9 protein-coding genes and 2 tRNA genes are annotated in these 11,980 nt (G+C 59.9%); 7 read left to right on the top strand and 4 right to left on the bottom strand.

The features are described 5' to 3' along the window. The first annotated feature begins 709 nt into the window (after nt 1-709). Both N3J91_03805 and N3J91_03800 read left to right on the top strand, forming a co-directional pair. Nucleotides 710-1,861 (top strand): RHS repeat-associated core domain-containing protein, encoded by a 1,152-nt coding sequence (locus N3J91_03805; GenBank protein MCX8155570.1) that lies wholly within the window; start codon nt 710-712, stop codon nt 1,859-1,861. Between the two features lie 6 nt (nt 1,862-1,867). After that, nucleotides 1,868-2,518, top strand: coding sequence for a hypothetical protein (locus tag N3J91_03800; GenBank protein MCX8155569.1), 651 nt, complete (start codon nt 1,868-1,870; stop codon nt 2,516-2,518). A gap of 333 nt (nt 2,519-2,851) precedes the next feature. Here N3J91_03800 and N3J91_03795 read toward each other — a convergent pair. Continuing rightward, nucleotides 2,852-2,927 (bottom strand) — tRNA-Arg (locus N3J91_03795). Between the two features lie 1,212 nt (nt 2,928-4,139). Between N3J91_03795 and N3J91_03790 the strand changes: the two genes are divergently transcribed. From N3J91_03790 to N3J91_03770, 5 genes are all read left to right on the top strand, one after another. Beyond that, nucleotides 4,140-4,355, top strand: coding sequence for a hypothetical protein (locus N3J91_03790; protein MCX8155568.1), 216 nt, complete (start codon nt 4,140-4,142; stop codon nt 4,353-4,355). A 74-nt stretch (nt 4,356-4,429) separates the two neighbouring features. Further along, the gene (locus N3J91_03785; protein ID MCX8155567.1) at nt 4,430-6,061 is read left to right on the top strand and encodes a thiamine pyrophosphate-dependent enzyme; all 1,632 of its coding nucleotides are present in this window, start codon (nt 4,430-4,432) and stop codon (nt 6,059-6,061) included. Further along, complete coding sequence (locus N3J91_03780) at nt 6,039-6,533, top strand: indolepyruvate oxidoreductase subunit beta (protein MCX8155566.1); 495 nt, start codon at nt 6,039-6,041, stop codon at nt 6,531-6,533. Before N3J91_03785 ends, N3J91_03780 begins: the two co-directional genes overlap by 23 nt. 131 nt (nt 6,534-6,664) lie before the next feature. Next, nucleotides 6,665-7,870: a redoxin domain-containing protein gene (locus tag N3J91_03775; protein MCX8155565.1), complete on the top strand. Its 1,206-nt coding sequence runs from the start codon at nt 6,665-6,667 to the stop codon at nt 7,868-7,870. A 141-nt stretch (nt 7,871-8,011) separates the two neighbouring features. After that, a complete protein-coding gene (locus N3J91_03770) occupies nt 8,012-9,634 on the top strand; it encodes a nucleoside permease (protein ID MCX8155564.1) in 1,623 nt (540 codons plus the stop codon). A 63-nt stretch (nt 9,635-9,697) separates the two neighbouring features. On the opposite strand, the gene N3J91_03765 is transcribed toward N3J91_03770, so the two are convergent. The 3 genes from N3J91_03765 to N3J91_03755 form a co-directional block, all read right to left on the bottom strand. Then, the gene (locus N3J91_03765) at nt 9,698-10,687 is read right to left on the bottom strand and encodes a nucleoside hydrolase (protein MCX8155563.1); all 990 of its coding nucleotides are present in this window, start codon (nt 10,685-10,687) and stop codon (nt 9,698-9,700) included. Between the two features lie 10 nt (nt 10,688-10,697). After that, the gene (locus N3J91_03760) at nt 10,698-11,774 is read right to left on the bottom strand and encodes a M42 family metallopeptidase (GenBank protein MCX8155562.1); all 1,077 of its coding nucleotides are present in this window, start codon (nt 11,772-11,774) and stop codon (nt 10,698-10,700) included. Nucleotides 11,775-11,842: 68 nt separating this feature from the next. Next, nucleotides 11,843-11,919 (bottom strand) — tRNA-Arg (locus tag N3J91_03755). Nucleotides 11,920-11,980: the final 61 nt, after the last annotated feature.

The raw sequence follows: 11,980 nt of genomic DNA, 5'->3' as shown, positions 1-11,980 counted from the left end.
TCTATCGGTGGTTTGGGCGGCGGCCAACAACCGGGCGATATTTTTGTCGTATGACGTTTTGCTGGCGGTCAAACCGGCAAGCACGGCGCGGGCCGCCCTGATTTTGACGGCCTAGCCCCCGGTCTGGGCGTGGGCCAGGAGACATAAGCCCGCGACCGTGGCGTTAAACGGCAACCGGCCAGGCTCATTACCTGGCCGGATATTTTTTTGCCCCAAAACTCTAGTCAAAGCGGTTTCAAACTGTACCCCTGGCAAGCGGTTTTGGAACGGTTTTGTCAAGTGCAACTTGACAAAACTTGACAAAATGTTGCTAAAATTGTCGCGATTATTGAAATATGCGGTTTTCAAAAATGCCTTCGTAAATGACTGTATATCAGCAATATAAGTACACTATTCGCGAAAATGAGAGACAGGCAAAATGCGGTTTTGTAAACCGCCGGTCGTCGGTTCAAATCCGACCGCTGGCTCCACTTGATAATCAAGGACTTACAAAAGATTACTGCCCTCGCAGTCCCCTGAAATCCCGGGTTGCTTGACAAAACCTTGATTCAACTTTGGCCTTTTCCCTCTACCTAACCACAAACCGGTAATTGGCACTTGAGCCGTTGGGACTTGGGCATGCGCCAGCTTCACCCACCTCGCCTCCGTCCCCCCCGGTTTTGCATTTTTCATTTTGCACTTTGCATTTTGCATTTCCCTATCCCCATGAATGGCCTTGAACGAAGAGAGGTTTGGGGGGATATTGGCTCCGGGTCAGCCGAAAACCATGCAAGCGTGGGGAACCATCGGCACGTATGAGGCCAGGGAGGAGGCAAATCCCATCCCACAAGATTCCTCTCCTCTGAACGGTGATTACAGCGTGGGCGGGTTGCTGGCGACGGTGATTCATAATGGGCCGGATGCAGGGGTGTATTTTCCGTTTTATGATGGGAATGGGAACGTGATGGGTTATGTGCGGGGGGCGGATGGCTTGTTGGCGGCGCAATGCGAGTACGGCCCCTTTGGCGAACTCCTCCGCGCCACCGGCCTCCTCTCCCAGACCTTCAACTACCTCTTCTCCACCAAATACCACGACTGGGAAACCGGCCTCCTCTACTACGGCCACCGCTACTACAATCCCACCACTGGTAGGTGGCCAAACAGAGACCCCATCGGAGAGAAAGGGGGACTGAACCTCTACGGTTTTGTTTACAACGATCCCATCAGTGCTGTCGATGCCTGTGGTCTTCAATGCTACCGCGTTTCCAATAAGAACCTAGCGTTCTCTGGCGGTAGATCGCTCGGTCCAGTGAGTTATAGCTATGGTTTTTCCGCAGAAGTCACTTACGAGGCGTGCGACAAGTGCTGCGGCAACGGGCGCAAGGTCCAAGACGAGAAGTATTCGGTAAAGCTGAATGCATCCGGCTCATTGAGAGGTGGCCCTTGGCAGTGGGGTGATGCTGAAGAGATGGGGAATTGGAGGGTGAGTATCTCAGGATGGCTGGGATTTCAGTTGTTTGCGACTGGCAGCGGTTCAGCGAGTGGCAACTGGTATATGGATAAGTGCAGCGGAAGTGACGCTCTCATCGGAGCGCCTGTATGCCTGTCGTTGGACATCACGGGAGGTATCAATGTCGGAGCCAACCTGAGTGGCTCACTTCAACATCGTGTGTTTGGTCAATGGACAACTGTCTTGTCAGGTGGCATGGGGATTTATGGAACCGGCCAGGCCCAAATTTCCCTGACACGGTGCTACGACCCGAAGAACGGATGGGGGCCGTTCAAAATCTGTAGCGGCTATAGCACCAGCCTTACGGTGGATGCTCTGCTGTTCACATTCAAGACCCCGGGGCCTGAATACAGGCAGTGTTTTGACCTTTGACAGGCTATGGATGCGCCTGCTTTGCGTGAAATTGTCGAACGGCTTCATCCCAAGCTGAAAGAAGAAATCTATCGACTGGCAGAAATGTTGCCCAAACAAGCTGACCGAAGCATGGCGAGTGATGCTTCGATTCGGCCGCAGTTTCTGGATTTTGGAACTCTACACTACTCAAAATTACAGACGTGGAACTCAGGTGGCATTTGGGGAGTAGATGTCGAATTGGCCGTGAAGCTGGGAAAAGATGTAGGTGTCGGCTCCTTGTCCCGTCGTGCTATCGGTCGCGAAAAGGAGATCAGCCATCTTAGGCTGTTTGGCCTTGAAGCTCACTTCTTGAGATGGGAGAAAGGCAGCGCCGAGGTGATTCAAAATGGCGTCCGACTGGGGACAGTCGAAGGCGTGTGGAAAAGACACATGATGCTCAACGGAGCCGATGGGTTTGCATGCTCAGTCGTGTATCCGCTCTGGCCGTGGAGTCAGGCGAAATGCCGCTGCAATCGCACTCAAGTGTTGTTCCCGCCACGTTGGCCGGACTCCGGCAAGTGGGAGACTTCGCAAGTTCAGGCGGTTTGTGAATGTCCAGAGCAACACCGAAACTTGATAGTATTCTCCATTTTGTGGAAGAACACACTTAATGGCCTTTCCTTGTGGCAGCAGTAATTGCTAGGCTGTCCCGCACAAACGGTGAGAAGGAAATTTAGCCGCGCTCAGGCCGCGGCGGGGAGGGTCGGCCACCCGCGCCTGCTGACATCCCTGGCCGCAGACCAAGCACAGAAGGCGCGGGGTAGGGCCCTGCCAGGGCGGTGGCCTTATGACGGTGACACTGCACCAGTCACTTTGTTGTGCCTAGCCCCGGGATACCCGTCCACCCGCTACCGACTTGCGGCTGTGTACAATAAAGCGCCCAACAATCTGTCAAGAAATTGTTAAGTAATTTGGCATTATGCGTCCTCACGAGGGGATAAGTCTTTTGTAAGTCCTTGATTATCAGTCTGGTACCCCCACCCGGAATTGAACCAGGATCAACGGTTTAGGAAACCGCTGCTCTATCCATTTGAGCTATGGGGGCGCAACTCGTAAGGGGCGCTCCGTGACCCTGAATCCAGCCCCGGGGAACGCCCATCACTCGGCCATCGTAGAGCATCAGGGCGCACCCCGCAAGCCCACGTTGGGGCTGTCGGCCGCCAGCAGGGCAGGGAAGGGCGGGGCAGGGCAGGCAACGTCCCGGAAATGGCTGGCACGGGGGCGCGGACTATGTTTTATTAACGGTGTGGAGCCCGCAAACATGCCATGGTACAAGGTGGCTTTAAGCCTCTTGATGCTGGTCGTGTCGCTGGGCGTGTTGGGGTGTCTTTTCTGGCGGGCCTTGCGGCGCAGCCCGGAGCCGTTGGGGTTGTTGTCCAAGTGGGTCATTACATCGGTATTGCTCATCGGCGCACTGCCCCTCGTGGGCGAATCAGCCTCAAGTCATCATCCCTTCGTCAGGGTGTTTGCGGTCGCATTGGCACTGCTGCTGGGGCTGGGACTGGCGCTGGTCTGGACGCCTGCCATCGTCAATCTGGTGGGCGATTGGATTGGCGTCTTGTACACGGGCGGCAGGGAGGAACCGCTGGCTGAGCCGGTGTACTCGCACGCGCGCGCACGGCGGGCCCAAGGCCAGCCGGAGGAGGCATTGCGCTTGATTCGGGCCGAGCTGGAAAAATTCCCCCACGACTTCACCGGCCACATGCTCATGGCCGAGATCTACGCGCTGGATCTGGCGGATTTGCAGGCAGCGGAGACGTGGGCCATGAAAATGGCGCATCACCCCCAGCAACCCCCATCCGCCCGGGCCTTTGCGTTGTTTTCCCTCGCCGATTGGTACCTTTCAGTGCAGAAAAACCACGACGATGCGCGGCGGGTGCTCGAGCTGGTGCCCGAGCTGCTGCCTAACACTGAATACGCCCTGCAGGCCGCCCAACGGCTTGCCCATCTGCAACCCGCCTCCGTGCTCCTGGAGCCCGAGCAGCGGCGCGTCATCAAAGTGCCCCACGCCCGGCGCGACCTGGGACTGCGGCCCCTCCGGCCCGAGGAGCGCATCCCGAGCAAATCCCCGGAAGAGGAGGCCGAGGAACTGGTGCGCCAGTTGGAGCAGCATCCGCTGGATTTGGCGGCGCGGGAGCGGCTGGCCCAGGTCTATGGCCTTGAACTGGGGCGGCTGGACCTGGCGGTCGGGCAACTCGAGCAGTTGGTGAATTGTCCGCACGTGCCGCCCAAGCAGGTCGCCCATTGGCTGCAAATGATGGCAGATTTCCACCTGCGCCTGGCGCACGACACCGCAGCGGCCCAGGCGGCGCTGCGCCGGATTATCGAATTGTATCCCGATTCGGCCCTGGCCCGGCAGGCCGAGGAAGCCATCGTGCGCCTGCCCACCCATGCCGTTCCCGCCGCGCCGGCCACCATTCGGTTGGGGCAGTACGAGCGATACCCGCGATTGAACAGGGCAAAAACCCGGTAATTTACCGTTTGGCACACTTTTTTTCTGGCGCTCGAGGGGTTCCCTCCCTACCTTGCCTGCCGTCTTGTTGCGACATGAATAATGCACAGCGTTTATTGTTAAGTGGCGATGAAGCCATCGCGCTGGGCGCCCTGCATTGCGGCGTTCAGTTGGGCGCCGGTTATCCGGGCACACCCTCCACCGAAATTCTGGAATATTTCAGCGAGCTGGGCGGCAACGCCCAATGGTCGCCCAACGAAAAGGTGGCCCTGGAAGTGGCCATCGGCGCGGCCTTCGGCGGCGGGCGCGCCCTGGCCACCATGAAGCACGTGGGCTTGAACGTGGCGGCTGATCCCCTCTTCACCGCCGCCTATACCGGCGTCACCGGCGGGCTGGTCATCATTTCCGCCGATGATCCCGGCATGGCCTCCAGCCAGAATGAGCAGGACAACCGGCATTATGCCGTGGCCGCCGGCGTGCCCATGTTGGAACCCAGCGACTCGCAGGAGGCCTACGATTTTACGCGCGCGGCGTATGAGCTCTCGGAACGTTTTCATACCCCGGTCCTGCTGCGCGTCACCACGCGCGTGTGCCACAGCAAGACGCCCGTGACGCCGCGGCCGCCGGTGCCGCCCTCCCAACCGCAATTCGTGCGCGACATTAAAAGCCGCGTGATGATCCCGGCCTATGCGCGCCCCGCCCATGTGCGCCTGCGGGCCAGGCTCAAGGAAATCGAGCAGCACTTTGAAAGCAGCCCGTTGAACTACGAAATCAAAGCCAGCCCCGATTTGGGCATCATCACCTCCGGCATTAGTTACATGCATGCCCGCGAGGCGGCGCCCGGTGCATCCTTTTTGAAACTGTCCACCACCTACCCCCTGCCGATGCAGCGCATTGCCGCCTTTGCGCGCTCGGTCAAGCGGTGCCTGGTGGTGGAGGAGGGCGACCCCTATCTCGTGGATGCCCTGCGCGCCGCCGGCGTGCCGGTGGAGGGCAAGCCCGAAATGTACCGCTTCGGCGAGCTGAATGTGGCTCGCGTCCGGCGCATCTTGGCGGGGGACACCTCACCGGAGCCTCCCAAGCCCCCCGGCAAGCCGCCGCAACTTTGCGATGCCTGTCCCTACCGCCTGGTCTTTCAGGTGATTCGCAAGATGGATTTAATCGTGGCAGGCGACATCGGCTGCTACACCCTCGGCGTGCTCTCGCCCTTTGAAGCCATGGACACCTGCGTTTGCATGGGAGCGGCCATCACCGTGGGGCTGGGCTTGCGTAAAGTGCTGCCGCCCGAGCAGGCCCGGCGCGTGATCAGTGTCATCGGGGACAGCACCTTCGTGCACAGCGGCATCACGGGCGTGGTGGACATGGCCTACAACCGCCCGCCCACCGGCCATGTCGTGGTGATTCTCGACAATTACACCACCGCCATGACCGGCCGCCAGGAGCATCCCGGCACCGGGCGCCTGCTAAACCATGAACCGGCCCGCAAATTGGTGATTGAAGACATCTGCCGGGCCTCGGGCGTGGATCGCGTCCATGTCGTGGAGCCACGGGCCGGCTCGGACGAATTCGAGACCTTGTTGCGCGATTGCCTGGACAGCGGCCAGACCGCCGTCATTGTGGCGCGGCGCCCGTGCATTTTGCTGCTCAAAGATCTGAAAAAATTTGAAACCCTGAACCAACCCCAGTCTCAACCGCAAGCTGCTTGTGAATGCTCCTGTAATCTCTGACCAGGCGGTCATCAACATCGTCATCGCTGGCTTGGGCGGCCAGGGCGTCCTCAAGGCATCCGACATCCTCGTGGACGCCGTCTTCCCCACTGGCTTGGATGTCAAAAAGAGCGAAGTGCATGGCATGAGCCAGCGGGGAGGCTCGGTGCATAGCGATGTCCGCTTCGGACGCGAAGTCTTCAGCCCCATGGTCGCCCCCGGAGAGGCGGATTATCTGCTGGTGCTGGCCCCGGATCAGGTGGAGGTCAACCGCCATCTCCTCAAGCCCGATGGCGTGCTCATCACCCCCGACAGTGTGGACGTCAACCGCCTGCCCAATAAAAAGGCCCTCAACGTGGCCCTGTTGGGCCGCTTGAGCCGGCACCTGGACATGATCCCCCTGGAAAACTGGCTGCAGGCCCTGCGACGCAATTTCCCGCCCGATTTGCACGAAGGCAACGAAAAAGCCTTCCACTTTGGGCGCCAAGGCTGATCGGCGGGGACTTCCCTCACGTGCCGTGCAAGAAACCGCTTTGACAAGCAGGCGGGGCATGGTAAGCTGTCCCTGTATTTGCAATATATTGGCCACATAAACCTTCCATCCCTCCGGGATGTTTCAAACACATGAAAAGAAAGCTGCTCCTCTCCTTCACTTTTGCCCTGGCCCTGGCTGGCGGGCTGGCCTCCCTTTCCGCCGCCGAACTGGGCGATAAGGCCGCCAAATTGTCCATCGCCAAATGGATTAAGGGCGAATCCGTGGATGTCACGGATGGCAAAAACATCTACGTGGTGGAGTTTTGGGCCACATGGTGCCCCCCCTGCCGGGCCAGCATTCCGCATCTGACCAAGCTCCAGAAAAAATTTGCCGACAAGGGCGTGGTGTTTGTGGGCATCAGTGATGAAGAGGAGGGTACCGTCAAACCGTTCGTCACCAAGATGGGCGACCAGATGGATTACCGCGTAGCCATTGATGACGATGACAAAACCAGCAAGGCCTACATGGCCGCCTTTGGCATCAATGGCATCCCGCACGCCTTCATCGTGGACAAGGCCGGGCGCATCGTCTGGCACGGCCATCCGATGGCCGATTTGGAGAAAACCCTCCAGGCCATGGTGGACGGCAAATATGATTTGGAAAAGGCCCGCAAACGCATCAAAGCCGAGAAACTTTTCGAGCAATTTGTCCAGGCCGTGGCCGAAGGCGAGGAAAAGGAGAAAATTGACAAACTCGGCGCGGAATTGGAGTCCCTGGACAAGGAACTGGGCGGCGTCATGCCCGATGGCACCCAGTTCAAAGCAGCCGAGGTGACGCGCATCATTCAATTCCAGATGTTGCTCGAGAAATACGATGAGGCCCTGGAGGAAAATCCCGCTTCCGCCAAAAAGATGGAGGCCGAGCTGGTCAAACTGGCGCCCAAGGATTGGTCGCTCGAGGAGCACAAGACGGATGCCCAATTCCGCAAGGATTTTACGGAGTACTACGCGGCGGTGGGCCGCCGGCCGGACAAACTCAAAGCGGCCTCCTTGCGCACCAAACTGGCCGAAAGCCCCTCCAAAAATGCCGGCCTGCTCAATGATTTCTCCTGGGCCATCCTGACCGATCGCAACGTCAAGGAACGGGACATCCCCCTGGCGCTGATGATGGCCGAGAAAGCCGTAAAATTCAGCGGCGGCACCAACGCCAGCGTGCTCGACACCTATGCCCGGGCGCTGTTTGACTCCGGCAAAAAAGAGGAGGCCATCAAACAGCAGAAGCTGGCCATCAAACATGCCAAATCGGACCAGGAACGCGAGATGTTCGAGGAGAACCTCAAGAACTTTGAGAAATAAGGTTTCCGCGCCCGGCGTCATGCCGGGCGGCAAAACCGGGGGGCTGCATGACGGCCCCCCGGTTGTTTTTTGATGAGGCAGCTCCGTCGGCCGCCTCAAGGCTTGCGTTGACTTTGCCCGCCGTTTAACCTGCGGCCACACATGAACACCAAACTGCGCTTGCAACTTTCGGGGATGATGTTTCTCCAGTACTTCATCTGGGGGAGCTGGTATGTCACGATGGGGCCGTACCTCAAGGACACCCTCCAATTCAGCGGGCAGCAAATCGGCCTGGCCTTCAGCACCACCGCCCTGGCGGCCATGATCTCGCCCTTCTTCGTCGGCATGGTGGCGGATCGGTTCTTCGCCACCGAAAAGGTGCTGGCGGCGCTCCATCTCCTGGGCGGCGCGTGCTTGTTTGGCGCTTCCAAGGCCACCACCTTCGCGACGTTTTATCCGCTCTTGATGGCCCATACCTTGTGTTACATGCCCACCCTCGCGCTCACCAACTCCCTGGCCTTTCATCACCTCACCGATCCCGGCAAGCAATTCCCCGGCATCCGCGTGCTGGGCACCATTAGCTGGATCACCGCCGGTTTCGCCGTTGGCATGCTCGGCGCCAAAGCCAACACCACCCCCTGGCCGTTTGTCATCGGCGCCGGCGTCTCGGTGCTGATGGGCCTCTACAGCCTCAGCCTCCCCCACACGCCGCCCGCCAAACTCGGCCAGCGCGTCACGGTGCGCGACATCCTCGGCCTGGATGCCCTCAGCCTCCTGAAGGAGCGCTCCTTTCTGGTTTTTGTCCTCGGCGCGTTTCTCTTCTGCATCCCCCTCACTTTCTACTTCGCTTTCGTGCCGGCTTATCTGGCGGATCTGGACATCTCCCAAATCCCCCGCAAGATGACCATGGGCCAGATGTCGGAAATCTTCTTCCTGCTGGTCATGCCCTTCTTCTTCGTGCGGCTCGGCGTCAAGTGGATGCTGGCCGTCGGCATGCTGGCCTGGGCGGCGCGCTACTTCCTGTTTGCCTTGGGCGACAACGCCGCCATCCCGGCCGGCGGTCTGCATGCCGATCAACTGGTGGGCCTCCTGGGGCTGGCGGGCATGTTGTACCTGGGCATCATTTTGCACGGCATCTGCTATGACTTCTTCTTCGTCACGGCCTACATCTACGTGGATCAAAAAGCCCACGAAGCCATCCGGGCCAAGGCCCAGGGTTTCATCGCCCTGGTCACGCTCGGCGCCGGCATGTTTGTCGGCTCCAACCTCTCCGGCTGGGTGGTGGACCGTTACTCCTTCCCCCAGGTGCATCCCACCCGCCATAAGGCCGTCCCCGCCGAAAGCTGGGGCACCGGCAACTTCGCCCGCTGGGAGGCGCAAGGCCGGCAGATGTTTGGCCAGATCATTGCCGTCGTCACCAATGGCGCCCCGGCCAATCTTTACGTGGCTCGCCCCGGCGGCGAGCTGAAGGTGTCGCCGGAGCAACCGGCCGCTGTGGAAGCTGTATCCGTGGAGATCACCACCGTGACCCGGGGCATGGAGAAACCCGTCGCCGTCTTGCAGGTCTTTGAGCCGGTCATGGACCCCGCCGCCAAGCCCCCAACACCGTCCAGCTACAAGCCGGCCAATAACTTTGTCGCCGTCCCGCCCGCGGCCCTTACCAAACCGATGAGCAACTGGCGGGACATCTGGCTCCTGCCGGCCTACGGCTCGCTGGTGATTCTGGCTTTGTTCCTGCTGCTCTTCAAGGAACAGCCTGCTTCCCGAACCGCCAAACAGGCATGACGGCGGGGAAAGAAAAGGGCCGGCTTCCCTGCCGGCCCTTGCCCTGAGGCTGTCATCACCGGCTTATTTCCCGCCGGTCACGCGCTGAACCAGCAAATCCTCAAAGGCTCCCTGGTCCTTCCATTCCGTGGCGGCATTGACCATTTTGCCTTGTGGATCAAGGCGGGTGAAACCGTCCTCGGTGATCTTCACCCCCAGCCGCTCCATCTTGCACAAGTCCTGCGCAAAGGCCAGGTAGATGGCCACGCAGTCAAACAACGTGCTGCTGCGCGATTCCACCGCCGACGTGTCCCCCTTCGTCCGATCCGCCTCCCAGGCCCGGTAGTTCTCGATGATCGCCCGGGCCACCGGATGTTGCGATTGGCGCACCCTGGCATACCGCTCGCCGCGCAGCACAATCAACCCGCAGGTGTCCAGCGGCGTGATCGTCATCTCCCACGGCGCCGCAAACGTCTCCTGGCAGGACTTGACGTCCGCGCGCACATTCCATTCGGCGTCCACCTTCTGTTTGTTGCCCCCATAACCCACGCGCAGGCTGCCGTGCATCCCCACAAACCGCGCTTTCTGCGCAATCCGCGGCTCGCGCTTCAGCGCCTCGGCAATGTTGGGCAGCGGGCCGATGCAAATCAGGGTGATCGGCTCCGGCGATTGCATGATCAAATCAATCATGGCCTGCACCCCGTCCGAGTACACCTTCCCGGGGTATTGGTGCAGGTTGTAGCCCTTGATCCACGCCGCCTGCGGCCCGCTGCCGTGCGCCTTGGCGTCCACGCCAATCCCGATCGGAATGTCCGTCCGCCCCACCGCCTCCAGAAACTTGGCCACAATCAGCGGACGATAATTCACCTTGCCGTAGTCCGTGACCACCAGCTTCAAGTCCAGCTCCGGGCTGAGCAATACCATCCCCAGCGCCCACGTGTCGTCAATGTCATCCCCAATGTCCGTGTCCAGGATGACCGGGATCCGTTTTTGCGCTGCCTGAGCATTCAGCGGCAGGCAACATGCCATTCCCACAACCACCAGGGTGGCCAGCGTGCTGACGAGCATTTTCATGTGGTAGGAACTATTCGATGCTGATTTTGAACTGTTCACCGGCCTTCAGCGACAGCGCAAAGGCCGCCATCAACTGCGGAATGTATTGCAAATCTTTGAGGCTCACCACCTCCACCGGCGAGTGCATGTACCGGTTGGGCAGGCTGATCAACGCCGAGGGTATGCCCCCGCGCGTCCAGAAAATGACATCCGTATCCGTGCCGCTGGTGGAGGAGATGGCCTCGTGTTGCAGCGGAATCTTGTGCTTTTGGGCCACTTCCTCCAGCCGCTCCACCATCGCGGCATGATTGCATCCCCCATGCGTCAGCGCCGGCCCGGCGCCCAGCTTGATGTCGCCATGCTGCTGTTTGCTCACCGTCGGATAATCCGTAGCGTGCGTCACATCCACCACCAGGGCGGCGTCCGGCTTCAACGCATAAGCAATCTGCCGGGCGCCAAACAGGCCCACCTCCTCCATGATGTTGGAGACGGCGCACACCTCCGCCTTGAGCTTCTTTTTCTCCGCCGCCAGCAGCCGCAGCGTTTCCGCCACCGCCCAGGTGCCGATGCGGTTGTCAAAAGCCCGCGCCACCGCGATGTCCCCGCGCAACACCTCAAATTCATCCACCAGCGTGATGGGATCGCCAATCCGCACCAGCGCCTCCGCCTCCTTGCGCTTGCTCACCCCGATGTCAATGAACAAATCCTCGATCTTCGGCAGTTTTCGCTCGCCATCTTTTTTGGTCAGATGCGGCGCCACGTTGCCCACCACGCCCTTCACCGGCCCCTGGCGGGTGTGGATCACCACCCGCTGCGCCCGGATGATCGCGGCATCCACGCCCCCCACCTTCCGCACATAAATAAACCCCTGCTCATCAATGTAATTGACCGACATCGCAATCTCATCCGCATGCGCCGCCAGCATCAGCCGGGGACTGCCCCCCTTGTTCAACACGGCCACGCAGTTGCCGTAAGCATCACTGAACGTTTCTTCCGCATACGCCCGGACGTAGTTCAACCATACCCGCTGACCCCGCCGCTCCTGGCCGCTGGGGCTGGGCGTATTGACCAGCGTTTGCAAAAATTCCAACGATTCCTTACGCATCATAATTCCCTTGTCCCTCCCGCCTTCCGCCCCGCAACCCGCCTGCCGGGTTTTCTGCGGGTGGAAAAAATTGGCACGCCCGCCGCGATTCGAACGCGGGACCCGCTGCTTAGAAGGCAGCTGCTCTGTCCAACTGAGCTACGGGCGCGCTGCAGGATGCCCTTTACCCTACTGGATTTCGCGCAGGCAGGCAAGCGGCACCGCCATAT

It is taken from the genome of Verrucomicrobiia bacterium (genome assembly GCA_026414565.1).
Lineage (GTDB): Bacteria > Verrucomicrobiota > Verrucomicrobiia > Limisphaerales > Fontisphaeraceae > Fontisphaera.
This window is presented reverse-complemented; position numbering and strand designations above follow the sequence as displayed.

Excerpts from the sequence above, each read along its gene's own strand:
- N3J91_03770 (MCX8155564.1), top strand. The coding sequence starts at position 8,012 with ATGAACACCAAACTGCGCTTGCAACTTTCGGGGATGATGTTTCTCCAG.
- N3J91_03805 (MCX8155570.1), top strand. The coding sequence starts at position 710 with ATGGCCTTGAACGAAGAGAGGTTTGGGGGGATATTGGCTCCGGGTCAG.
- N3J91_03790 (MCX8155568.1), top strand. The coding sequence starts at position 4,140 with ATGGCAGATTTCCACCTGCGCCTGGCGCACGACACCGCAGCGGCCCAG.
- N3J91_03760 (MCX8155562.1), bottom strand. The coding sequence starts at position 11,774 with ATGATGCGTAAGGAATCGTTGGAATTTTTGCAAACGCTGGTCAATACG.
- N3J91_03800 (MCX8155569.1), top strand. The coding sequence starts at position 1,868 with ATGGATGCGCCTGCTTTGCGTGAAATTGTCGAACGGCTTCATCCCAAG.
- N3J91_03765 (MCX8155563.1), bottom strand. The coding sequence starts at position 10,687 with ATGAAAATGCTCGTCAGCACGCTGGCCACCCTGGTGGTTGTGGGAATG.
- N3J91_03785 (MCX8155567.1), top strand. The coding sequence starts at position 4,430 with ATGAATAATGCACAGCGTTTATTGTTAAGTGGCGATGAAGCCATCGCG.
- N3J91_03775 (MCX8155565.1), top strand. The coding sequence starts at position 6,665 with ATGAAAAGAAAGCTGCTCCTCTCCTTCACTTTTGCCCTGGCCCTGGCT.